This is a genomic window from Glycomyces buryatensis (assembly GCF_004912275.1).
In the GTDB taxonomy this organism is placed as follows: domain Bacteria; phylum Actinomycetota; class Actinomycetes; order Mycobacteriales; family Micromonosporaceae; genus Glycomyces; species Glycomyces buryatensis.
Map to the genome: position 1 here is coordinate 1 of NZ_STGY01000052.1, position 22,305 is coordinate 22,305.

Sequence of the window (22,305 nt, forward strand, 5' to 3'; positions counted from 1 at the left end):
CCCCGCCCAACACCGGGACAGGGACGCCAGCAACGCCCGCCCAACGAACCCGCCACCTCTTCATCGCTGATGCTCGAAGCCCGAGAAGCACGAGGCCCAGCGCCGACAACGCCCGCCCACCAAACCCTCAATCGGCGGATCGTCCAAGCCGCCGCGATCGCGCGCCCACCACCGAACCGCCCGCCTCGATAGATTCAGCACACTGAGCCCACCCCTCGAAGGCTCCGACTACAAAGGCCCGAATATGCCCCCTGAACCCGAGTCGGCGGTGCCGCTGCCGTGGCACTGATTCAAAAGGTCCAGTTCATCTACGACCGCGGCGATCGAACCATCAGGGCCCGGGAGCGATTGCGGGCACCTGGCGCAGCTATCCACGCGAAGGCTTCAAGCGGCTTGAGTGCTCAGGCGTGCTCGTCTGGCTGATCGTCTTTTTGAGCACCAAGCACGTCCTGATCTACAGCGCCTGCCTCTACGAGGTCCGCAGCGATGGACGCCGGAAGCGTGTCTCAGGTGCCGTATGGCTGATGGATTGGCAGGACTGGGAGGCCTTGGTCGACCTCGTCCTCAAATACCAGTCCGATCAGTGTTGGGGTCAGCGAGAATGCGGGCGGGGTAGCTCCCCGCAGCTTCTCGGGAGGAGGCCGGTCAGACTGGCTCGTAGCAGTCCTGCCGCACGATGGTGCTGGCTCGTATTCGGTTCGCCGCCTGGCCGCGTTCGACGGCGTCGCATCCAAGCAGATCGCCTCGGGCGCAAACAACCAGCACCGACTCGACCGGCTCGGCAACCACTACCTCAAACGGGCTGTCCACACCGTGGCGATGGTCCAGGCCCGCCTCAAGTCAGGACCCGGACGGGTCTACTACCTGAAGAAGATCGACGAAGGCAAGCCCCACCGTGAAGCACTCCGCTGCCTCAAACGCCAGCTCATCAAGGTCATCTGGCGGATGCTCAGAGCCGATGCACACCAACGAGAATCCGTCGCCCTCGCCGCGTGATCACCGAGAAATCGCTCAAGGATGAGCAGCCATGGCAGCGATCGTCACGGGAGCGACTTCGAGCGGAACCCCATGGCACGCCGACAGGGCGTCTCCTCGTCACTTGGCATCCACCGGATGTGCCTCTGCGGCTGACGAAGGGTTCTATGTTCGCTTCGGATGCGGACGGGCGGTGTCGGCCGTGGCCCTGATCTCGTCGGCGTATTGCGGCCACACAGCCCGGGGCAGATCATGTCCGACGCCCGGGACGATGACGAGCCTGGCGCCCGGAACGGCCCCCGCGAGGTCGCGGGCCGCGGACATGCGCAGCAGCTGGTCGGAGTCGCCGTGCAAGACCACGGCCGGAATCCGCAGTTGCGCCAGATGTCCGCTGTTCCAGTGCGCGCCGAGCTGGCGGCCCATGGTCGCCGGGTCCCGGACCGAGCACACGTCGTCTTTTTCGATGCGGGACCGGGCCTCGGCCTCGTCGAAGGGAAACCCCGGCGAGGCCAGGGCCCGGGAGACGGCCAGCGACATGGCGATGTCGCCTTCGCGGGTTTCGGGAAAGCGCAGGCGCGCCATGCGCGCGACGAAGCCGAAGCGTATGTACCGTAGTAGCTTCAGTCGGCCCGCGTCACTGGAGACCGCAGCGGAGGTGGCGAGGCTGCGCACTCGGTCAGGGTGGCGCAGGGCGATGCGCTGCGCGTTCAGGCCGCCGTTGGAGTGGCCGAAGAGGTGGGCCGAGTCCCAGCCCATCGCGTCCATGACGGCAACGGCGTCGTCGGTCACGTCCTCGCCGGTGTAGGCGGGTGCTTCACGGCGGAACAGCGCCGTCACCGGGCGGGCCGCAACCGCCGGGAAGTGCGTGGACTGGCCGGCGTCGCGGTTGTCGTATGCGGCGACGTGGAAGCCCCGTGCGATGAGCTCCTCGACGAAGCCCTCCGGCCACCAGAACCTGGTCACGGCCGAGCCCATGACCAGCAGCAGGGGTTCACCGCCGGTGCCGCCGAGGTCTTCGTAGGCGATGCGGACGTCGCCGTTGCGTGCATAGCCGCTGGGTGGCGTGGCCATGATTGCTCCTTTAGTTCGCGAACACTGTTCTCGAAGCGTAGCCTTCGAGTACAGTGTTCGCAAACCATTGGGAAGGCGAGATGACCGACGACACCGAACCGATCTGGCTGCGGCCCGAGCGCGCCGCGACCGGGCGCCGGGCCGAACGCAGTCGCGCCGAGATCACCGCCGCAGCCATCACCATCGCCGACCGAGGCGGTCTGACGGCGGTGTCCATGCGCAATGTCGCGCTCGAACTCGGCACCGGCGCCGCGTCGCTGTACCGCTACGTGAACGGCCGCGATGACCTGCTCGATCTGATGGTCGACGCGACCGCCACCGAACTCCGCCTCGAACCGCCGACCGGCGAGCAGGTCCGCGACCTGGTGGCCGTCGCCAAGCAGATCCACGCGAGTATGGCGCGGCACCCGTGGCTGCCAGAGCTGATGCTGACTCGCCCGACGCTCGGACCGAGCGCGGTCGCCGTCCTCGACCACGTCCTCGCCGTCCTGGCCGATCACCCGGGGGACGGACAAGCGAAGCTCGAGATCTTCGCACTGCTCAACGCGATCGTGGCGACCTTCGCGATCAACGAACACGCGACCGCAGGCCGGCCCGAGCACGCCGTCGCCTACCTCCGCCACGTCGCCGCCACCGGTCGGCGACCCCGCATCACCGCACTCCTGAACGATCTCGCCGCATCGGACCACCTCCCCGACGACCGCCGCGTCGCCGCCCTGACCGCGATCCTGACAGGCCTGCTCCGGTGAACGGGTCACGCTGATCGTGATGTCCCCGGAAATCCTTGACGCTGTGATCTCTTAAGACCGTCGAACCAGGTCCTTGACGAAACCCGGCTCGATTGACCAACACGGCTCCACCACCACGACTTGACAGATATAAGGGAACCCAACTGCAGACCTCCGCGATCAAACAGTGAAGCCGAACTTGCCACCGGACCCTCTTAACGAATGAGCCCCCATGAATTCCGAAGACCCCTTGCCCTCGCCCTCCGCCGCTCCGGGTCAAGCCGAGCCCGACGAGGATGAAGCGCACCTCGTACTGAAAGTCCGTTTCAACGTGCGGGCCCGATCCTTGCGGAATCAAGGCGGTGACCGCTCATGACGTCGCGTACCAGCAGCTATACCGCCTCCTGGCGGAAGGTGCGCAGTGGCTGGAAATGGAATCTTTGGTACTTGACCACCATGTTCGCCGTTTGGTTTCTCATAATGTCCGCGTTCGGAGGCGCCTCGAATTTGAACGAGCGGCCCATCACAGTCGCACTCGTTTTGGCTGCCACGATCGTCATGGCCTTCGTGATCCCGAGACTGACCTACTTCAAATACAGCATCGGGTACAGCGGCCACATCGAGGCCAGCAATCCTTGGCGTGGGGGCTGGCGCTACTACCCTCGCCCCGGTTATTCGCACCTGGAGTACTCGATCGCCAGTCGCGAGATCCACGAGATCCGACGCCGGGACGGCAAGCGGCACCGGGTGCCGGTGTGGGCCTCGCGGGCGAACCCGACCGACTGGCAGGAGTTCGTGGAGACCTTCTTCCCCGCCGCCGGGCTGCCGATCGCCTTGCTCGCACCGGAATCGGAAGGCTCGCCGGAGTCCGCCGACGTTGGACGCGAAAGCGATTGAAATGCGCCGAGGCCCGGTTCCGCTTTCGCGGAGCCGGGCCTCGTTTCGGCGTTTATCTAGACGTCTATCTAGGCGGTGACCAGTCCGGCCTTCTGGAATTCCTTCACCGAGGTGTAGCCGGTCTTGGCCATGGCTCGGCGGAGGCCTCCGAAGAGGTTCTGGCTGCCGTCGGAGGAATTGCTCGGGCCGTAGAGGACCGCCTCCAGGTCGGGAACCTCGACGTCGCCGGAGTCTCCCGGGCGGAAACGCCCGCGCGGGAGCTTCGGGTGAGACGCCGCGGAGTGCCACCACGCACCGGCGGCCGGGGACTCGGCTGCGTCGGCGAGGATCGAGCCGAGCATGACCGCGTCGGCACCGCAGGCGATGGCCTTGGCGATGGCGCCGGAGTTGGTGATCTCCCCGTCTGCGATGAGGTGGACATAACGACCACCGGTCTCGTCGAGATAGTCGCGGCGGGCCGCCGCGGCCTCGACGATGGCCGAGGCCATCGGGACGTCGATGCCCAGGACCGTGTCGGTGGTCGACCAGTCGTCGGAGCCGACACCGACGATGACGCCCGCCGCGCCGGTGCGCATCAGGTGCATCGCGGTCTTGTAGTTGGTGGCCCCGCCGACCACGACCGGCACGTCCAGGTCGGCGATGAACTGCTTCAGGTTGAGCACGTCGCCATTGGAGGACACGTGCTCGGCCGAGACGATCGTGCCCTGTATGACCAGCAGGTCCACCCCGGCCTCGACCGCGAGCGGCGCGAGTTCGGCGGTGTGCTGCGGACTCATTCGGATCGCCGTCGTCACGCCCCCGGCGCGGATCTCCGCGATCCGTTCGGAGATGAGCTCGGGCTTGACCGGCTCGGAGTAGATCTCCTGGAGCCGTTCGACGGCCGACTCAGCCGGCGTGTCCGCCAGCTCCTTGAGCAGCGACGTCGGGTCCACATAACGGCACCACAGGCCCTCGGCGTTGAGCACGCCGAGGCCGCCGAGGCGCCCCATCTCGATGACCGACGCCGGGCTCATCGTCGCGTCGGACGGGTGCCCCACCGCCGGGATCTCGAACCGGTAGGCGTCCATCTGCCATTCCGTGGAGACGTCGTCGATGTCTCGAGTACGGCGGCTCGGCACAAGTGCCACTTCGGACAGCCGCCAGCCTCGTGCCACGATCTTGCCGGGGCCGATCTCGACCAATTCCCGCACAGGTCTCTCCTCCTACCGAGATCCCGACTACCGAGTGTGGTAGTTGGGTGCTTCGACGGTCATCTGAATGTCGTGCGGGTGGCTCTCTTTGAGCCCCGCAGCGGTGATTCGCACCAGACGCCCGCGTTCATGCATCGCATTGATGGTACCGGCCCCCGTGTAGCCCATCGCGCTGCGCAGACCGCCGACCAGCTGGTAGACCACCTGTGCGAGGGTCCCTCGGTAAGGCACCTGGCCTTCGATGCCCTCGGGGACGAGCTTTTCGTTGGACTCGACCTCGCCCTGGAAGTAGCGGTCCTTGGAGTAGGACTTGGCCTCGCCGCGGCTCTGCATCGCGCCGAGCGAGCCCATGCCGCGGTAGGACTTGAACTGCTTGCCGTTCATGTAGATCAGCTCGCCGGGGCTCTCGGCGCAGCCGGCGAACAGCTGTCCCATCATGACGGTGGAGGCGCCGGCGACGATGGCCTTGGCGATGTCGCCGGAGTACTGGATGCCGCCGTCGGCGATGACCGGGACACCGCGTTCGCGGGCGACCTTCGCGGTGTCCATGATGGCCGAGATCTGCGGTGCGCCGACGCCCGCGACGACGCGGGTAGTGCAGATGGCGCCCGGGCCGACGCCGACCTTGACGCCATCGGCGCCCGCGTCGATCATGGCGTTCGCCGCACCGGCGGTCACGATATTGCCGCCGACGATGTCGACGCGATCGCCGAAGTCCTTCGAGACGGTGGCGATCATCTCGAGCACGCCCTTGGAGTGGCCGTGGGCGGAGTCGACGGACAGCAGGTCCACGCCGGCCTCGACGAGCTGGCCGGCCCGCGCGTACTGGTCCTCGCCGACGCCGATGGCGCCGCCGACGCGCAGGCGCCCGGAGTCGTCCTTGGTCGAGTTCGGGAACTCCTCGCGCTTGGCGAAGTCCTTGACGGTGATGAGGCCGCGCAGGTGCCCGGACTCGTCCACGATCGGGAGCTTCTCGATCTTGTGGCGCTTGAGCAGTTCGAGGGCGTCCTCGCTGGAGACGCCCTCGGGGGCGGTCACCAGGTTGCGGGAGGTCATCACGGAGGCGACCTTCACCGAGTAGTCGGATTCGAAGCGCATGTCGCGGTTGGTGACGATGCCGACGAGCTTCCCGGCCTCGTCGGTCACGGGCAGACCGGAGATGCGGTAGCGGCCGCACAGCTTGTCGACCTGCTCGAGGGTGTCCTCGGGCGAACACGTGACCGGGTCGGCGACCATGCCGGACTCGGAGCGCTTGACGAGGTCGACCTGCTGGGCCTGCTCTTCGGCGGACATGTTGCGGTGGAGGATGCCGAGGCCGCCGAGCCGCGCCATGGCGATCGCCATGCGGGCCTCGGTGACGGTGTCCATCGCCGCGGTGAGCAACGGCATCGACAGCCTGATATTGCGGGTGATGTAGGACGAGGTGTCGGCCTCGGCCGGGACGATGTCCGACTCGCCCGGCAGCAGCAGCACATCGTCGAAGGTGAGGCCGAGAGGGATAGCGCCGGTCGCGCCGTGCGGTACCGTGGTCCCGCCGACGCGCTCCCCGGACGCTCCCTCAACCCCTTGAATTCCGAAATCCCCTGAGAACGCCATGTCCCAATGGTAGAGGCGGGTCACGGGCCTCCCCGCGCCGCACACGTCACCGGAGGGTGTGATTCGCGGCGGGATCGCGCCACTACTCGAGGAAGTTGCCCACTTCTTCGGACACGGTCTCGGACACGGTGTCCCAAGCTTCGGACGCTCCGTCCGAAACCTCCTCCGAGACGTCGTCCCAGACCTCGGTGACCTCGTCGGGGATGGCGTCGGCGATGTCCTCGCCCAGGTCGCCGATCACGTCTTGGGCGTCGTCGATGAAGTCGTCCATGGGGGTCTCCTCATTCCGTTCGATTAGCTACGCGCTCATGCTATTGGGTACGCGAGCCCGCCTCAAGTCCAGGCGGCGAGGGCGGCGCGAAACCGGGATACAGGGATCGGCCGAAGAGGGGAGCCGCAATCCGGCAGGTAGGGGCTACGCTTGGAGGCGTGTATGAGGAGCCTCGCGACCCGTTCGCCGACGACCCCGACCACACGGACGCGGTGCTCCGCTTCGAGCCAGACCTCGACGAGTCCGACCGCGCCGACCTGCTCGAAGACCTCCACGAGCTAGAGATGTTCGAGCAGGTGCTCCGGCCGCAAGGGTTCCGGGGCGTGGTGGTCGACTGCGCCGACTGCGACGAGTCGCACTACTTCACGTGGGGCCTGCTGATGTCGAACCTGCGGACCCTGCTCAATGACAACAGCGCCCAGGTCCACGAGCCCGCCTACGATCCAGACCCGGCCCACTACGTGACCTGGGACTACGCCCGCGGGTACTCCGACTGCTACCTGAGCCGCCACGACGACGAGCTCGGTAGCTGAGCCGGCCGTCAGGCACCGCGCACCGCCGAAGGAACCGACCTTTGACTGACCCATTCGTCCCCTGGATCCCGGTCCAAGCCGCACCGCAGTCGCTCGAGGGCCCGCTCTCCGGTCTGCGGCTCGCCGTCAAGGACCTCTTCGACGTCGCCGGGATGCCAACCGGCGCGGGCAATCCGCGCTGGCTGGAGACCCACGAGATCCCCGACCGCGACGCCGCCGCGGTCGCGCGGCTCCGCACCGCCGGAGCCGGCCTCGTCGGCAAGACCATCACCGACGAACTGGCGTGGAGCATCAACGGCACCAACGCCCACTACGGCGCCCCCGACAATCCGGCCGCGCCCGGCAGGATGAGCGGCGGCTCCTCCTCGGGCTCGGCCTCCGCGGTCGCCCTGGGCCGAGCCGACATCGGGCTCGGCACCGACACCGGCGGCTCCATCCGCATCCCCGCCTCATACTGCGGCCTCTACGGGCTGCGACCCACGCACGGACGCGTCCCGCTCACCGGCACCGTCGATCTCGCGCCGTCCTTCGACACCGCCGGCATCCTCACCAGGGACGCGGCGACCTTGCGCCTCGCCGGGACCGTCCTCCTCGGAACGCCCGAGGGCACCGGCCAGTTCGCGGCGCACGCACCGCACCGCGAACCGGCACCGATCACCGGACTCCTCGTCCCCGAGGACATCTGGGCCCGGCAACTCCCCGAAACCCGCGAGGCGCTCATGCCCGCCATCGAGGGCTCCGGACTCGACATCGACCGTACGCCGCTCTTCGACCACCCGGACGAGCTGGAACATGCCCGCCAGGACTATGCGGTCCTGCAAGCGCGCGAAGCGATCGAGACCCACCGTGCCTGGATCGAAGCGGCGGAACCCAAGTTCGGCCCCGGCGTCGGACGACGCTTCGCCAGCGGCCCCAAGATCACCGACGACATGGTCGCGGCCGCGACCGACCACCGCCGCCGGCTCACCGAGCTCATGAACGAACGCATCAGCGGCGGCACGGCACTCGCGATCCCAGCGGCGCCGGGGCCCGCCCCGAAGCTGGATGCCGAGCCGGATCGCGAGGCCATCATGCGCCTCACCTGTGTCTCGGGCCTGACCCGCGCTCCTGCCGTCGCCCTGCCGGTGGGCGTGATCGCGGGCCTGCCGATCGGCCTTCAGCTCGTCGCCGCTCCGGGCGCCGACGAGTCACTGCTCGCGCTGGCGGACTCGGCGAGGTTCATCCCGGTCCGCTAGCCCCCGTTCGCAGTGCACTTCGCCGCACTCACTTCGTAGCGCTGCACCGCGCGCTGGCGGACTCGTCCTGCCGTGGCCGGGTCCGCCGGCACCATTCGCTGTTCTTCCTGCCTGGAACGGAGCCGCTAGTCCCCGTTCGCTGCCTGTCTGGGCGAACTCATCGAGCCGTAGCCGGGTTCGCCCCATTCGATGGTCGGCGGGCCCCTGCCATGGTCGGCCCGCCGTGGCGGCATTGCGGGCAGGAAGCTCCCCAGCCGGTGCCCGCTTGCCGCGACGGTTCAGCAGACCAGGCCGGAGCGGAACGCCTCGGCCACGGCGTGTGCGCGGTCGCGGGCTCCGAGCTTTCGGAACATGCGCCTCGCGTGGGTCTTGACGGTGTCTTCCGAGACGAACAGGTCGCGTCCGATCTCGGCATTCGACTTGCCCTCGCTCATGCCGCGCAGGACCTGGAGCTCTCGCTCGGTGAGCTTCATGCCCTGGAGCGACGAGCGCTGGCGCGGCACGGTTTCGGCCGTGGCGCGCACCAGGGTCGGCGACGCGAACATGATGGCCTGCGCGAGTGCCACGAGCAGGTCGTCGGAATTGTTGGACGGGGAACGGATGACGCCTCGGGCCCCCGCGGCGACGACCATCGCCGCCATACGGGGGTCGGTGGCGCCGGACAGGAGGACTCCGGTGCGGGGGGACCGGGCTCGGACGGTCTTGGTGAACTTGACCGGGTCCGGGGACGCGAGTCCGACGTCGACCAGCACCACGTCCACTTGGCGCCGTCCGAGTTCGAGGAAGAGCTCAGCCGAGCCCTCCACCGACTTGACCGCCTGCGCCAAACCCATCCGGGTCGCACAAGCCGAGATCTTCTGCCCCGCTTGAGGAGTCTTAACACAAACCAGTACGGTTCTCACTTTGTTCTACCTTTCGCTGCGGTAGGCCACGTGGGTCTTCTAGTACCAGCACGCAGCCGGTCTACCGCTATGACGCGAGTTCGCGCGAATTTTTCGAGTGACTTTTCGAGGTTTCCCTGACAGCACCGCGTCCCAAGCTCGCGGCTTCGCAGGAGGGGTGTGGGCGCTTTCAGTTCGGGCCCGCTTCCTACGAGCCTCGGTCCCCCGGTGGGAGACTTGGCGCATGACACAGCGAAAGGGCGGGCCGCGGCGCTGGGCCGACCCCGCCGAAGATGATGATCAACGTTCATATCCTCCTCGCCATGACCTATCTAACGAACTAACGGCCCTGGAAGGTACGAGTTACGGCAGATATAAATCCACCCGTGGCAAATGGTGGACAAAAGGAGCAGTTCTCGACATTGTGAAGGTCCAATCGGACCCATTCGCTCCGCCGAGCCGTGTCCATCTCACCTTTGACACCGACGCGGCCGACCTGATCGAGGAATGGCACGCCACTGGCGAGCGGCGCCGGGCCCTCGCCGTGCTGCTGGCGAAGCGGCTGCGGAAGGCCTTGCGCACCAGGGATCTGCGGATCGACGCCGGAGGGCAGGAAATGCTCGCCCGCTCCTCTTGCGAGGTCGGTGTGAACGGTTCAGTGGTATTCAGGCTCGGCGCCCAGCTGCCGGGCCGGGGGCGCCGGATCGCCGGTCGGGAGGCGGCGCGGCTGCTGTGCGAGGAACTGCCCGGCGCGGCCGATGAGGCGCTCGCCGTCGCCGAAGCGGAGGCGTGGAAGTGGGTCCGGCACGCCGACGATGTGGCGGCGCTGCGGGAGAAGGTGGCCGAGGCGGGGCTGATCGGTTTCGTCGCCGACGACTCGATGCTCGCTCGAAAGTCCGGCGTGGACGATCGGCCGTTGGCCGGCGGGGTGCCGTTCGCCAGCCCCGAGTCGATGGCCGTGACCATGGATCTGCCGCACGCGGGACCGGTGCGGGGCATGGGGGTCGGCCCGGGCGTCACGCTGATCGTCGGCGGCGGCTTCCACGGGAAGTCGACCCTGTTGCGGGCCTTGGAGTCCGGGGTCTGGGACCACATCCCCGGCGACGGCCGGGACCTGGTCGTGTGCGATTCCTCGGCGATGAAGATCCGCGCCGAGGACGGCAGGGCGGTCACCGCGGTGGACGTGCACGCCTTCGTCGATCACCTGCCGTCGGGGGACGACACGGCACGCTTCACCACCGAGAACGCGTCCGGTTCGACCTCGCAGGCGGCCGCGATCGTGGAATCGCTCGAGGCCGGTTCGCGGGTCCTGCTCATTGACGAGGACACCGCCGCCACCAACCTGATGATCCGCGACGCGCGGATGCAGGAGCTAGTGGCGAAGGACCGCGAGCCGCTGACCCCGCTGGTGGACCTGGTGCGCTCGATGGCCGACGACCACGCGGTGAGCATCGTGCTGGTCATGGGCGGCTCGGGCGATTACATGGACGTAGCGGACCGGGTCGTCATGATGGACGCCTACCACCCCGAGGACGTTACCGAGCGCGCGAAGTCCCTGGCGGCCAAGCCGACCGGACGGGTGGCCGAGGCGGACGCGTTCCGCCTGCCGCGCGAACGGGTCATCGACCCCGGCTCGGTGTCGGCGCTCTCCCGGGGCAAGCAGAAGATCAAGGCGGACGGGACCGACGGGCTGCGTTTCGGCGAATCCGACGTGGACGTCCGCTCGGTCGAGCAGATCACCGACGTCTCCATGACCACCGGGATCGGGCTGGCCATTGAAGCGGCCGTTCGCCTTGGCTGGATCGACGGGAAGGCCACCGTCAGAGAGGCACTCGATCGGCTGGAGTCCGAACTGGGCGAGGGCGGGGTGGCGAAGCTTTCGAACATCCGCGACATCGACCTGGCGCTGCCGCGCCGCTATGAAGTGGCGGCGGCATTGAATCGCTTGCGGGAGTTGCAGATCAGGGACTGATCGAAGAGGCACAGCAGGGACTGATCAGAGAGGCACGGCAGGGACTGATCAGGGAGGTACAGCAGGGACTTATCAGAGGCTGAGCCGGGACGGAGTCGAATCCGTGTCGAATTCGAGTCGAACGTCCACAGGAAAGAAAAAGTGCCTTCGCGGCTCCGATCCCCAAAGGCCGCGAAGGCTCTTGAAGACTATCGGGTTCCCGACAGCATCGCGACAAACTGTCGGAATATTGACACTTCCGTGTCAGCGCCAGAACGCGGGCAAAACGAAAGGGCCGCCCGCCTCCACAAGTGATGGAGGCGGGCGGCCCGTCGTACGGCTAGTCAGACCTACCGTATTGCCTAGCGGCGGTTCGGGTTAGAAGCCCGGACCGTGCTGGTGGGAGTGCCCGTGGCCGTGGCTGTGGCCGTGACCGGCCTCATCCTCGTCCTCCTCGGGCTTTTCCACGATCGTCACCTCGGTCGTCAGCAGCATGCCGACGATCGAACCGGCGTTCAGCAGCGCATTGCGGGTGACCTTGACCGGGTCGACGATGCCCACGGAGACCAGGTCCTCGTAGACGTCCGTCGCCGCGTTCCAGCCCTCGCGCCAGCCCTTGCCCTGGACGGTGTCCACGATGACCTCACCGCGTCCGCCCGCGTTGATCGCGATGCGACGCAGCGGCTCGGTGAGGGACTCCGCGACGATCCGCAGGCCCACGCGGGCCTCCGGGTCGTCCAGTTCGACCTTCTCCAGGACGGGGATCGCGTGCACCAGAGCCGCGCCGCCACCGACGACGACGCCCTCTTCCACCGCGGCCTTGGTCGCGTTGACCGCGTCCTCGATGCGGTGCTTGCGCTCCTTCAGCTCGACCTCGGTGGCCGCGCCGACCTGGATGACCGCGACGCCGCCGGAGAGCTTCGCGAGGCGCTCTTCGAGCTTCTCGCGGTCCCACGACGAATCGGTCTGCTCGGCCTGCTTCTTGATCTGCGAGATCCGAGCGGCGACCTCGTCCCCGGCTCCGGCACCATCCACGATCGTGGTGGCGTCCTTGGAGACGGTGACGCGGCGGGCCGAACCCAGGTGCGAGATGTCGGCCTGCTTGAGGTCGAGGCCGATCTCCGAGGAGATGACCTCGGCGCCCGTCAGGGCCGCGATGTCGCCCATGATCGCCTTGCGGCGGTCACCGAAGGCCGGGGCCTTGACGGCGCAGACCTTCAGGGTGCCGCGCAGCGCGTTCACCGACATGGTCGCCAGGGCCTGGCCCTCGACGTCCTCGGCGATGATCAGGAGCGGCTTGGAGGTCTCGATGACCTTCTCCAGCACCGGCAGCAGGTCCTCGATCGAGGAGATCTTGCTGTTGGCGATGAGGATGTAGGGGTCTTCGAAGACCGTCTGGCGCAGGTCCTGGTCGGTGATGAAGTTCGGCGAGATGAATCCCTTGTCGAACTGCATGCCCTCGGTCACCTCGAGCACGGTCTCCAGGCTGGAGCCGTCCTCGATCGAGATGACGCCGTCGGTGCCGACGGTGTCCATCGCCTTCGCGATGAGCTCGCCGATCTCCGGGTCCTGCGCCGAGACCGAGGCGACCTGCGCGATCAGCTCGTGCCCGGACACCTCGATGGCCTGGTTCAGCAGCTCGTCGGAGACGGCCTGCGTCGCGGCCTCGATGCCCTTGCGGATCGCGACCGGGTTGGCCCCGGCGGTGACCGCCTTGACCCCGGCCCGGCTCATCTTCTGGGCCAGGACCGTGGCGGTGGTGGTTCCATCGCCGGCCACGTCGTTGGTCTTGGTGGCGACCTCTTTGACCAGCTGCGCACCCAGGTTCGCGTAGGGGTCGTCGAGCTCGATCTCCTTGGCGATGGTGACGCCGTCATTGGTGATGATCGGCGCGCCGTAGGAGCGGTCCAGGACCACGTTGCGGCCCTTCGGGCCGAGCGTGACCTTGACGGTGTCAGCGAGTTGGTCGACGCCGTGGAGCAGGTTGGCCCGCGCCTCCTCGGCGAAGTTCAGAATCTTCGACATGGCTTTCCCTTCTAGGGTCGAGCGAAGTAGACGGAAGGGCCCCGACCCGGTCGGGCCGCGAGGCGGCTCGAATGGCGGGGCCCGGGGCGTCTACTGCTCGACGACCGCGAGAACGTCGCGGGACGAGAGCACCAGGTACTCTTCGCCGCTGTACTTGACCTCGGTGCCACCGTACTTGGAGTAGATGACCACGTCGCCGACGTTGACGTCGACCGGGATGCGGTTGCCCTTGTCGTCGAAGGTGCCCGGGCCCACGGCCAGGACGGTGCCTTCCTGGGGCTTCTCCTTGGCGGTGTCGGGGATGACGATGCCGGAAGCGGTGGTGGTCTCAGCCTCGTTGGCCTGGACGACGATGCGGTCGCCCAGCGGCCGGATAGCAGCCTTGCTCACTTGGTTTTCTCCTCGTATCCTGGCCCCCGGAAGAACCGGCGAGCCGAACGTTCAGGTTTGCAAACCGCCACTACAGCGCGGGTCTCGTCGTCGCGGGTGCCGAGGCACCGGCCCGTGGCTATTGGCACTCTCCAGGTGAGAGTGCCAATCCGATCATAGCGCTTAGCAATCTAGGACTGCGAGTGCTAAGGACGAAGTTAGTTCGCCCAGGTGAAGGCGTCAATGCCTGGGTTCTGTAAGTCACGGCCCGTCGCCCACCGCCACCCGAACCCGTCTCCGCCGCGCGACGGTCGACTCCCCTCGGAGCCAAGCGTGCGGAAGGATGGGGAGGTGGATCAGAGCCTCCTCGCCCAGCTGCGAAACGACCCGGAACTCCAACGCACCGCGGCCGCGGCCATCCGGGACGACGGCGACCGCGCCCCGATGACCCTCCGCAGGGCCGGCATCGAACCGGACCTGGCCGCGGCGGCCCTGACCCTGGCCGACCTGCGGCGAAAGGCCGAGACCAAATTCGGCGACCGGGCCGAGGACCTCTACTTCACCAGGCCGGGCCTGGAGCAGGCCACCAGATGGGTGGTGGCGGAGCGCAGGGCGGCCAGGTTCGCGGGGCAGGTGAGCGGGGTCCTCGATCTGTGCTGCGGGATCGGCACCGACGCGCTGGCCTTCGCGAACGCGGGCCTCGAAGTCAAGGCGATCGACGCGGACGCGGAAACGGCCGCGATCGCGAGGGCGAACGCCGACGCAATGGGGCTGGCCGTCGAGGTCGAGGTGGGCGACGCACTGGAGACGCCGCTGAACGGAGCGGTCTTCGCGGACCCGGCCCGCCGGGGCGGCGGGACGCGGGCGTTCAACCCGGCCGAGTACTCCCCGCCGCTCGACCTGCTCTTGGATCGCTTGGCGGACATCCGGTACGCGGCGATCAAGCTGGGTCCGGGGATCAAGCACGCCTGGATCCCGGACGGCGCGGAGGCCGAATGGGTCTCGGTGGACCGGGACGTGGTCGAGGCGTGCCTGTGGCTGGGCGAGGCCGCGCAGGTGCGGCGCCGGGCGAGCGTCTGCAGGCAGGGCGAGTGGCACGAGCTGAGCGGCAGCGGAGCGAACCGGGCCGAGGTCGGCGAGATGGCGGCGTACCTCTACGAGCCGGACGGCGCGGTGATCAGGGCGGGCCTGGTGGCCGAGCTGGCCCAGGACCTGGGAGCCCACACCGCCCACGAGACCATCGCCTACCTGTACTCGGACACCTTGCAGGAGAGCACGTTCGCGAGGGCGTGGAAGGTGGAGGAGGTCTGGCCGCTGCACCCGAAGAAACTCAGGGCGCTGCTGTCGGACCGGGGCATCGGCAGCCTCACCATCAAGCAAAGAGGCACGGGCATCGACCCGGCGCAGCTGCGAAAGCAGCTCAAACTCAAGGGCCCCAATACGGCGACGCTGGTGGCGACTCGAGTGGGAGACGACCACGTGGCGATCCTCTGCGACGAGACGGCGTTCTCGCACTAATCCGTTTCACCCGAGTGGTACAGCCAGGCGCCGTCCACTCGGTGAAAGAAGCTGGTCTCGCTCTGGACACCGGGGCCGTCCACGTCTCGGAAACCGGCCCGGAACTCGACGGTGCCCTCGGTGTGGAAGGCGGAGCCGCCGGTCGTGGCGAGGATTTCCAGGCCGGTCCAGATTCGGGTGCCGTCCAGTTCCAGCTCGCCGGGCCGAGTGTCGGGGTGCCACGTCCGCAGCAGGTACGGCACATCGCCGAGCGCGAACGCGCTGTACCGCGACCGCATCAACGCCTCCGCACTCGCGGCCCGACCCTCCCCGGCGTGCAGCGGCCCACAGCATTCGGCGTAGGCGCGTCCACTGCCGCACGGGCATTGCCGTGGTGCGGATCGCGGCTGCTGAGGTTTGCGGGAACGTCGGGCCATGGCCCGATTATGGCAGGCGGGCGACCACATCGCCTGTTCTGCTAAGCGGCCTGGAGGCTGTCGCTTCCGCGGAATTCGAAGGTAATGTCGATCGGGGAGGCGCTGTCGAGCCCATCGAGTTCGAGGTAATCCCGCACCATCGCCTCGGCATCTTCGAAGCCTTCGGACTGCGTGACCCCGATGCCTTCGATGTGCAGCTCCCAGCCGTGTTCCCAGGCCTTCGCCGTGACCTTGTACGTCATCGCAACCATCCCTTCGGAAGACACTGCAGCCGCTTCACGAGATCTGACACCACGCCTGGTGACACCTCGCGGTGTCTCGGTAGGTTGGCCGTGTGCGCACCACATGGGCAATCCCATTTTTCGTGGGGTCCGCGCCCAGAATCCGTCCTCGGCTTACAGTCTGCCCACCGGAGCGCTCGTTCGACGTCCCGGCGCTTCATGCTCTTGGTCATGGCAACTCTACCTCTGACCACCAGCTCGATACATCACTCATCATTGTCGACCGCCCCTTCTATCTACGGACGAAACTTGTTCGCCAGTGATAACGGAGCCAGGCGCGACAGGGTCACGGCCAGAAGAGAAAAATCTGTCCTACTGTCGTGTTTGCGACAGCCCCGCTTCCGGCAGGCGGGCGGTCAGGTCGACCTCGATGAGTTGGTCGGGGTAGCCGAGGGCGGTCACTCCCAGGACCGTGCTGGCCGCCTTGAAGGCCGGGCCCAGTTCGGGGTGTTCGGCGAGTCGGTGCCAGGCGCCGCCGACCGTGTTGCTCTCGGCGCTGACGACGTAGACCACCGAGCGGACCACGTCCTCCGGCTTCGCGTCCACCGATCGCAGTGCGGCCAGGCAGTTCGCCGCGACCTGCTCGATCTGGCGTTCCAGGTCGCCGACGCCGACGACCTTCTCCTGGAGATCGACCGGGCACTGGCCGGCCAGCAGCGCCTGCCGACCCGCCTCCACGATCGTCACGTGCTCGTATCCACCGGTGGGGTGCAGTTCGACTTCGGACATGCCCCGAGGCTAGAGGGCGGTCGCCTTGGCCGCCATTATTTTTCGGGGTGGGCGATCTTGTAGCGGAGGTTGGAGTCCTTCTCCGCGACCATGCGTTCCAGGTCCACGTGGTAGTTGGAGAGCTTGTCCCGCAGGGCCTCGTCGGTGGCTCCGAGGATCCTCACCGCGAGGAGGCCGGCGTTGCGTGCTCCTCCGACCGAGACCGTCGCGACCGGGATTCCGGCGGGCATCTGCACGATGGACAGCAGGGAGTCCATGCCGTCGAGGTACTTCAGCGGCACCGGAACACCGATGACCGGCAGCGGGGTCGAGCTGGCGACCATGCCGGGGAGGTGGGCGGCCCCTCCGGCTCCGGCGATGATCACCTGGAGGCCGCGAGAGGCGGCGGAGTCGGCGTAGGCGAGCATTGCGTGAGGGGTGCGGTGGGCCGAGACCACCCTGACTTCGTGGGGGATGTCGAAATCGTCGAGCGCCTGGACCGCGGCTTCCATTACGGGCCAGTCGGAGTCGGAGCCCATGATGACGCCTACGCGGGCGCGTGTCTTGTCTGCCATGACCTCAGCCTACTTTCAGATCTCGTCGCCGGCGGTCCGCTGCCCGAGCTATTTGCCCTCGGTGAGCCATTGCGCGGCCCTGGCGGCGCGGCGGCGGAGGTTGTCCACGTCGTCGCCGCAGACGGTGACGTGCCCGATCTTGCGGCCGGGGCGGACGGCCTTGCCGTAGAGGTGGACGTGGGCGCCCGGGTCCTCGGCGAGGAGCTGCTGGAGGCGTTCGTCCAGGCGGGGGCCGCCCGATTCGCCGCCGAGGACGTTGGCCATCACCGTGTACGGCGCGGCCGTCTCGGTGGAACCGAGCGGGTAGTCCAGGACCGCCCGCAGGTGCTGCTCGAACTGGCTGGTGCGGGCGCCCTCGATGCTCCAGTGCCCGGAGTTGTGGGCCCGCATCGCCAGCTCGTTGACGAACAACCCCTTCGACGTTTGGAAGAGCTCGACGGCGAGCATCCCGCACACGTCGAGGTCGTTCGCGACGGTCAGGGCTATACCGCGGGCGGCCTCGGCGACCGCCTCGTCCAGGTGCGGAGCGGGCGCCACGACCTCGGTGCAGATGCCGGCGGTCTGGACGGTCTCCACCACCGGGTAGAGGGCGGTCTCGCCGCGCGGCGAGCGCGCGATCTGGATCGCGAGTTCGCGCTGGAGCGGCATCCGCTCCTCGGCGATGAGCCGGATGCCGGAGGCGAGGACGGCCTGGGCCTGGCCCGGCTCGTCGATCATCCACACGCCCTTGCCGTCGTAACCCCCGGAGACGGCCTTGAGCACGCACGGCAGCCCGAAGGCCTCCACGTCCGAGATCGAATCGACCGGCGCCCAACGCGGCTGCGTCAACCCGAGCGAGCCCATGCGTTCGCGCATGGCCTGCTTGTCCTGGGCGAAGCGCAGCGCCTCGGGCCGGGGCTGGACGTCGACGCCGTCGGCGACGAGCGCCTTCAGCGCCTCCTGCGGAACGTGCTCGTGGTCGAAGGTGACGACCGTGCAGTCGCGGGCGAACGCGAGCAGGTCGGCGGCGTCGCGGTAGTCGCCCAGCGTCACGGCCGGGGTGACGACGGCGGCGCTCTCGGCCGGGTCCGCGGCGAGCACCTTCAGGCTCTGGCCAAGGGCTATGGCGGCCTGGTGTGTCATGCGGGCGAGCTGGCCGGCACCGATCATGCCTACGGTCGGGAGTTGTGTCGCGGGATCCACGGCCAGAGCCTAACCCGGCTCCGACCGGGCGGATCGTCGAACGATGACGCAGGTGACGCGCATCATGAAGGGATCATCCGATGACTTTCATTATCGGTTACTGTCGACGCATGATCGAGCTGTACTCCCCCACCGAGATCGAGCAGATGCGCCCGGCCGGCCGCTTCGTGGCTGAGACCCTGACCGAACTCGCCGCCACCGCGAAGGTCGGCATGAACCTGCTGGAGCTCGACGAGCTGGCCGCCCGCCGCATCAAGGAGGCCGGCGCCACCTCCTGCTATGTGGACTACCACCCGTCCTTCGGCGGCAGCCCGTTCGGGAAGGTCCTGTGCACCTCGGTCAATGACGCGGTCCTGCACGGCCTGCCCCACAACTACAAGCTTCGCGACGGGGACCTGCTCAGCCTCGACTTCGCCGTCAACGTGAACGGCTGGGTCGCCGACTCGGCCGTCAGCGTGGTCGTCGGGACTCCCCGTGAGGAGGACCTGAAACTCATCGACACCGCCACCCGCGCGCTGGAAGCGGGGATCGCGGCCGCGGTGGAGGGCAATAAGATCGGCGACATCTCCCACGCCATCGCCACCGTCGCCCGCGACGCGGGGCTGGGCATCAACACCCAGTTCGGCGGGCACGGCGTCGGCCGCGAGATGCACGGCGACCCGCACATTCCCAATGACGGGCGCCCCGGACGCGGCATGCGCCTCAAGCCGGGCCTGGTCATCGCCATCGAGCCGTGGTTCCTCCACACGACCGACGAGATCATCTTCGACTCCGACGGTTGGACCCTGCGCAGCGCCGACGGATCCAGAGGCGCCCACATGGAGCACACCATCGCGATCACCGAAGGCGAGCCGATCATCCTGACCGACCGGAACCTGTAGACGGGTGATCCCGGACCTCTTAAAAAAATCGCATGACTTTGGCAACCAAATTGGTTGCCAAAATCAATCAATTTTCGCGCGAGTACTCCGACCTGGCCTCAGTGGTTGGATCACTGGTTGCCTTCGCCCCGCTTCAAGCGCTCCATGCGGCGGCCTCAGTGGTTGGTCTCGGCCCGCTTCAAGCGCTCCATGCGGTCGATCAGGCGCTCATTCGCGATCTCCTCGGCGGTGACGGCGTACCCGTAGTGGTCGCGCCAGTCCCCGTCGATGTACAGGTACCGCTTGTGCAGGCCCTCCCGGCGCAGCGCCAACTTCTCGGCCACCCGGTTCGACGGCCCGTTCTCGGGCCGGATGTTCACCTCGATGCGGTGCAGCCGCCCCACCGTCAACGCATAGTCGATCACCAGCGCCAGAGCGGTCGCCGTGATGTTCTTCCCGGCATGCCCGCGATCGATCCAATAACCCGCGTAAGCCGAACCGAAGGCGCGCCGCACGATATTGCCGACGGTCATCGCCCCGACCAACTCGCCCTTCCAGCACACCGCCAGCGGCCAACTCGTCCCGTCCTTGATGGAGCGTTTGAGACTGCGCAGCATCGAACGGAACGCGGCGGGCGAATGCGCCTCGCTCCACGTGGTGCCGGTGCCGGGTTCCCAAGGGGCGAGCCACGCCTCGTTCGAGCGTCGCAATTCGGACCAGCGCTTCGCATCGGAGCGGTGGAACGGCCTGACGCTGACGTCGCCGTGGCGGAGGTTCACCGGCCAGCCGGGGTTGGAAATGGTCATGTAAGCGGGTCCAAAAGCTGTTCGTCTTGCGGCTGTGTCATTGATCCAGGTTCATCGGTTCCGGTCCAGCAGCAGCACGTCGACGGTCGAGCCGGCGGGCACTCGGGTGGCGTTCTCCCCGATGGTCATCAATCCGGTGGCTTCGGCGAGGCCGGTGAGCGTGTAGGAGGTCGGTCCCAGTGGAGCGACGGTGTAGCCGCCACCGCGCCGCTCGGCGACGCGGACGGGCCTGAATTCGCGGAGTCCGTTCGGTGAGGATACGGGCTCGGTCAGGTTGGCGCGCACACTGGGCCGGAAGACCGGCTCCGCTCCGGCGAGGCGCTGTATGAGCGGCCGGGCGATCACCTCGAAGGCCACCATGGCGGCGACGGGGTCGCCGGGAAGGCACACGACGGGGACCTCCTCGGGCCCGATCGTGCCGAAGCCCATCGTCTCGCACAGGTAGACCGCGACGGGGTCGAAGGCGACCGCGCCGTCGCGAGAGAGCGTGCGGCGCACCATGTCGCCGGGGCCCGTACCGGTGCCGCCGGTGGTGATGACGAGGTCGGCGCGGAGGATCTGGTCGTCCAGGACGGTGCGGAGCGCGTCGGGCTCGTCGTCGCAGATGCCGACGCGGTAGGCGTGGGCGCCGGCCTCGGAGGCGGCGGCGGTGACGAGGTGGGAGTTGACGTCGATGAGCTGCCCGGGCTGGGAGGGACGGCCGGTGTCGACCAGTTCGTCCCCCGTGGCGATGACGACGACCCGCGGCGTGGGCCGCACGACCACATCGGCGACGCCCGCCGCGGCGAGGAGCGCGATGAGCTGCGGGGTGACGCGGCGGCCCTCGTGGGCGAGGATCTCGCCCGAGGTGCGCTCACTTCCCATGCGGCGCACGCCGTGCCCGCGACGCGGCACCTGGCGGACCTCGACGGTCGCCATGCCCTCGTCGGTCCACGCCAACGGCACCACGATGTCCGCGCCGACCGGCAGCGGCGCCCCGGCGGCCACGGAGAAGCAGGTGCCCTTGACGAGCCGGACCGGCCGCCACGAGGAGGCGGAGAGGTCGCCGAGGACCTTGATGCCGATGCCGCGCTCGGGGCTGGCCCCGGAGAGGTCGTCGGCGCTGGCGGCGTAGCCGTCGATGGCGGCGTAGTCGAAGGCGGGGAGGGGGCCGGGGTTGGTGACGTTCTCGGCCAGGACCGAGCCGGTCGACTGGGTCATGTCGACATCGACCGGGGGGAGGGGCCGGACAGTGGCCAGCGCCTTCGACAGGAAGTCCGCCAATGGCGTCGCCTCGCCGGTCCCCGTCACTGCTCAGCCCCCCGTTCGATGTGTGCTGGTCTTGCCGCCGTCCCTAGAGTCTTGCACTGAATTCGCGCAACCAGGCGTTGAAGCCGGGCAAGTCATCCCTCTCGGAGGCGAGTTCGACGAGTGTCTGCAGATATGCGGCGGGTTCGCCGGTGTCGTAGCGGCGGCCGCGGAAGACGACGCCGTGGACGGGGGTTCCGTTGGCGCGCATGGTGTCCATGGCGTCGGTGAGTTGGATTTCGCCGCCTCGTCCAGGTCCGGTCTCGGCGATGACGGGGAAGATGGATCCGGGTAGGACATATCGCCCGATGAGGATGAGGTTGCTCGGCGCGTCTTCGACGTCGGGCTTCTCCACGAGGCCGGTGACTTCGACGATGTCCTCGACGTCGGTGGGGCTGACGGCGGCGACGCCGTACCGGGTGACGTCCTCTCTGGGGACTTCCAGGAGCGCCAGGACGATGCCACCGGTCTCGGCCTGGAGGTCGATCATGCGCGGCAGGAGCTTGTCCTCGACGGGGTAGAACTCGTCGCCGAGGAGAACGGCGAAGGACTCGGAGCCGACGTGGGCGGAGGCGCGGCCGACGGCGTGGCCGAGGCCCTTGGCGCCGCCTTGGCGGATCGCGGTGATCTCGGCGATCTCCTCGGGGGCCTTGACGGCGGCGAGCATGGCGTCCTTGCCCTTGGCCTTGAGGGCGTTGTCGAGGTCGGCGCGGGCGTCGAAGTAGTCGACCATGGCGTCCTTGCCGGGGGCGGTCACGAGGGTGACGTCATCGAGCTTGGCGGCGGCCGCTTCCTCCACGATGTACTGGAGAACGGGCTTGTCGACGATGGGGAGCAGTTCCTTCGGGACGGCCTTGGTGACCGGCAGGAAGCGGGTGGCGAAACCGGCTGCGGGGATCACGGCCTTGGTGGCGCGAGGCGAGGTTTGAGACATACCGCGAGGGTATCGT

General features: G+C 68.0%; 23 protein-coding genes. 8 read left to right on the top strand and 15 right to left on the bottom strand.

What is annotated here, in order from left to right; translation table 11 throughout:
* Positions 1–666: 666 nt before the first annotated feature.
* On the top strand, positions 667–996 hold the full coding sequence (locus FAB82_RS28385) for a transposase (protein WP_281276911.1): 330 nt from the start codon (positions 667–669) through the stop codon (positions 994–996).
* A 144-nt stretch (positions 997–1,140) separates the two neighbouring features.
* Here the strand turns inward: FAB82_RS28385 and FAB82_RS13160 are convergent, their stop codons facing one another.
* Positions 1,141–2,046 (bottom strand): alpha/beta fold hydrolase, encoded by a 906-nt coding sequence (locus FAB82_RS13160; RefSeq protein ID WP_136534998.1) that lies wholly within the window; start codon positions 2,044–2,046, stop codon positions 1,141–1,143.
* Between the two features lie 80 nt (positions 2,047–2,126).
* Here FAB82_RS13160 and FAB82_RS13165 point away from each other — a divergent pair, with 80 nt between their 5' ends.
* Entirely contained in the window at positions 2,127–2,795 is a 669-nt protein-coding gene (locus FAB82_RS13165; protein ID WP_136534999.1) for a TetR/AcrR family transcriptional regulator, read from the top strand.
* Between the two features lie 519 nt (positions 2,796–3,314).
* A complete protein-coding gene (locus tag FAB82_RS13170) occupies positions 3,315–3,671 on the top strand; it encodes a hypothetical protein (protein ID WP_136535000.1) in 357 nt (118 codons plus the stop codon).
* A gap of 68 nt (positions 3,672–3,739) precedes the next feature.
* On the opposite strand, the gene FAB82_RS13175 is transcribed toward FAB82_RS13170, so the two are convergent.
* From FAB82_RS13175 to FAB82_RS13185, 3 genes are all read right to left on the bottom strand, one after another.
* Positions 3,740–4,861, bottom strand: a complete 1,122-nt coding sequence (locus tag FAB82_RS13175; protein ID WP_136535001.1) for a GuaB3 family IMP dehydrogenase-related protein — start codon at positions 4,859–4,861, stop codon at positions 3,740–3,742.
* A gap of 27 nt (positions 4,862–4,888) precedes the next feature.
* Positions 4,889–6,457, bottom strand: coding sequence for an IMP dehydrogenase (gene guaB, locus FAB82_RS13180; protein WP_136535002.1), 1,569 nt, complete (start codon positions 6,455–6,457; stop codon positions 4,889–4,891).
* Positions 6,458–6,539: 82 nt separating this feature from the next.
* Positions 6,540–6,728, bottom strand: coding sequence for a hypothetical protein (locus FAB82_RS13185; RefSeq protein ID WP_136535003.1), 189 nt, complete (start codon positions 6,726–6,728; stop codon positions 6,540–6,542).
* A gap of 158 nt (positions 6,729–6,886) precedes the next feature.
* On the opposite strand from FAB82_RS13185, the gene FAB82_RS13190 reads away from it, so the two are divergent.
* Positions 6,887–7,261: a DUF5319 family protein gene (locus tag FAB82_RS13190; protein ID WP_168801583.1), complete on the top strand. Its 375-nt coding sequence runs from the start codon at positions 6,887–6,889 to the stop codon at positions 7,259–7,261.
* Positions 7,262–7,302: 41 nt separating this feature from the next.
* The gene (locus tag FAB82_RS13195; RefSeq protein WP_168801584.1) at positions 7,303–8,496 is read left to right on the top strand and encodes an amidase; all 1,194 of its coding nucleotides are present in this window, start codon (positions 7,303–7,305) and stop codon (positions 8,494–8,496) included.
* Between the two features lie 278 nt (positions 8,497–8,774).
* Here the strand turns inward: FAB82_RS13195 and FAB82_RS27530 are convergent, their stop codons facing one another.
* Complete coding sequence (locus tag FAB82_RS27530; RefSeq protein WP_136535006.1) at positions 8,775–9,398, bottom strand: helix-turn-helix transcriptional regulator; 624 nt, start codon at positions 9,396–9,398, stop codon at positions 8,775–8,777.
* A 223-nt stretch (positions 9,399–9,621) separates the two neighbouring features.
* Between FAB82_RS27530 and FAB82_RS13205 the strand changes: the two genes are divergently transcribed.
* A complete protein-coding gene (locus FAB82_RS13205) occupies positions 9,622–11,349 on the top strand; it encodes an ABC-ATPase domain-containing protein (RefSeq protein WP_136535007.1) in 1,728 nt (575 codons plus the stop codon).
* Between the two features lie 357 nt (positions 11,350–11,706).
* Here FAB82_RS13205 and groL read toward each other — a convergent pair whose 3' ends face one another.
* The gene (gene groL, locus FAB82_RS13210; protein WP_136535008.1) at positions 11,707–13,353 is read right to left on the bottom strand and encodes a chaperonin GroEL; all 1,647 of its coding nucleotides are present in this window, start codon (positions 13,351–13,353) and stop codon (positions 11,707–11,709) included.
* Positions 13,354–13,443: 90 nt separating this feature from the next.
* Positions 13,444–13,743: a co-chaperone GroES gene (gene groES, locus FAB82_RS13215; RefSeq protein ID WP_136535009.1), complete on the bottom strand. Its 300-nt coding sequence runs from the start codon at positions 13,741–13,743 to the stop codon at positions 13,444–13,446.
* A 330-nt stretch (positions 13,744–14,073) separates the two neighbouring features.
* On the opposite strand from groES, the gene FAB82_RS13220 reads away from it, so the two are divergent.
* A complete protein-coding gene (locus FAB82_RS13220) occupies positions 14,074–15,240 on the top strand; it encodes a class I SAM-dependent methyltransferase (protein WP_211116577.1) in 1,167 nt (388 codons plus the stop codon).
* On the opposite strand, the gene FAB82_RS28885 is transcribed toward FAB82_RS13220, so the two are convergent.
* The 5 genes from FAB82_RS28885 to FAB82_RS13250 form a co-directional block, all read right to left on the bottom strand.
* A complete protein-coding gene (locus FAB82_RS28885; protein ID WP_425461585.1) occupies positions 15,237–15,686 on the bottom strand; it encodes a YchJ family protein in 450 nt (149 codons plus the stop codon). The genes FAB82_RS13220 and FAB82_RS28885 overlap by 4 nt on opposite strands.
* An 11-nt stretch (positions 15,687–15,697) precedes the next feature.
* On the bottom strand, positions 15,698–15,898 hold the full coding sequence (locus FAB82_RS13230; protein ID WP_136535012.1) for a hypothetical protein: 201 nt from the start codon (positions 15,896–15,898) through the stop codon (positions 15,698–15,700).
* Positions 15,899–16,249: 351 nt separating this feature from the next.
* Positions 16,250–16,666, bottom strand: a complete 417-nt coding sequence (locus FAB82_RS13240) for a RidA family protein (RefSeq protein WP_136535014.1) — start codon at positions 16,664–16,666, stop codon at positions 16,250–16,252.
* Between the two features lie 35 nt (positions 16,667–16,701).
* Complete coding sequence (gene purE / locus FAB82_RS13245; protein WP_136535015.1) at positions 16,702–17,220, bottom strand: 5-(carboxyamino)imidazole ribonucleotide mutase; 519 nt, start codon at positions 17,218–17,220, stop codon at positions 16,702–16,704.
* A gap of 48 nt (positions 17,221–17,268) precedes the next feature.
* Complete coding sequence (locus tag FAB82_RS13250; protein WP_136535016.1) at positions 17,269–18,402, bottom strand: 5-(carboxyamino)imidazole ribonucleotide synthase; 1,134 nt, start codon at positions 18,400–18,402, stop codon at positions 17,269–17,271.
* A 110-nt stretch (positions 18,403–18,512) separates the two neighbouring features.
* Between FAB82_RS13250 and map the strand changes: the two genes are divergently transcribed.
* The gene (gene map / locus FAB82_RS13255) at positions 18,513–19,283 is read left to right on the top strand and encodes a type I methionyl aminopeptidase (RefSeq protein ID WP_136535017.1); all 771 of its coding nucleotides are present in this window, start codon (positions 18,513–18,515) and stop codon (positions 19,281–19,283) included.
* Between the two features lie 155 nt (positions 19,284–19,438).
* On the opposite strand, the gene FAB82_RS13260 is transcribed toward map, so the two are convergent.
* Genes FAB82_RS13260 through FAB82_RS13270 form a run of 3 tightly spaced genes read right to left on the bottom strand, consistent with a single transcriptional unit; the run spans position 19,439 to position 22,289 of the window.
* A complete protein-coding gene (locus tag FAB82_RS13260; RefSeq protein ID WP_136535018.1) occupies positions 19,439–20,068 on the bottom strand; it encodes a GNAT family N-acetyltransferase in 630 nt (209 codons plus the stop codon).
* A gap of 51 nt (positions 20,069–20,119) precedes the next feature.
* Entirely contained in the window at positions 20,120–21,358 is a 1,239-nt protein-coding gene (locus FAB82_RS13265) for a molybdopterin molybdotransferase MoeA (RefSeq protein ID WP_136535019.1), read from the bottom strand.
* A gap of 43 nt (positions 21,359–21,401) precedes the next feature.
* The gene (locus FAB82_RS13270) at positions 21,402–22,289 is read right to left on the bottom strand and encodes a UTP--glucose-1-phosphate uridylyltransferase (protein ID WP_136535020.1); all 888 of its coding nucleotides are present in this window, start codon (positions 22,287–22,289) and stop codon (positions 21,402–21,404) included.
* Positions 22,290–22,305 lie beyond the last annotated feature (16 nt).

What these genes read in the sequence shown, in the direction of transcription:
- FAB82_RS13160 (WP_136534998.1), bottom strand. Translation starts at nt 2,046, where the DNA reads ATGGCCACGCCACCCAGCGGCTATGCACGCAACGGCGACGTCCGCATC.
- FAB82_RS13165 (WP_136534999.1), top strand. Translation starts at nt 2,127, where the DNA reads ATGACCGACGACACCGAACCGATCTGGCTGCGGCCCGAGCGCGCCGCG.
- guaB (WP_136535002.1), bottom strand. Translation starts at nt 6,457, where the DNA reads ATGGCGTTCTCAGGGGATTTCGGAATTCAAGGGGTTGAGGGAGCGTCC.
- FAB82_RS13185 (WP_136535003.1), bottom strand. Translation starts at nt 6,728, where the DNA reads ATGGACGACTTCATCGACGACGCCCAAGACGTGATCGGCGACCTGGGC.
- FAB82_RS13205 (WP_136535007.1), top strand. Translation starts at nt 9,622, where the DNA reads ATGACACAGCGAAAGGGCGGGCCGCGGCGCTGGGCCGACCCCGCCGAA.
- groL (WP_136535008.1), bottom strand. Translation starts at nt 13,353, where the DNA reads ATGTCGAAGATTCTGAACTTCGCCGAGGAGGCGCGGGCCAACCTGCTC.
- FAB82_RS28885 (WP_425461585.1), bottom strand. Translation starts at nt 15,686, where the DNA reads ATGTGGTCGCCCGCCTGCCATAATCGGGCCATGGCCCGACGTTCCCGC.
- FAB82_RS13230 (WP_136535012.1), bottom strand. Translation starts at nt 15,898, where the DNA reads ATGACGTACAAGGTCACGGCGAAGGCCTGGGAACACGGCTGGGAGCTG.
- FAB82_RS13240 (WP_136535014.1), bottom strand. Translation starts at nt 16,666, where the DNA reads ATGTCCGAAGTCGAACTGCACCCCACCGGTGGATACGAGCACGTGACG.
- purE (WP_136535015.1), bottom strand. Translation starts at nt 17,220, where the DNA reads ATGGCAGACAAGACACGCGCCCGCGTAGGCGTCATCATGGGCTCCGAC.
- map (WP_136535017.1), top strand. Translation starts at nt 18,513, where the DNA reads ATGATCGAGCTGTACTCCCCCACCGAGATCGAGCAGATGCGCCCGGCC.
- FAB82_RS13260 (WP_136535018.1), bottom strand. Translation starts at nt 20,068, where the DNA reads ATGACCATTTCCAACCCCGGCTGGCCGGTGAACCTCCGCCACGGCGAC.
- FAB82_RS13270 (WP_136535020.1), bottom strand. Translation starts at nt 22,289, where the DNA reads ATGTCTCAAACCTCGCCTCGCGCCACCAAGGCCGTGATCCCCGCAGCC.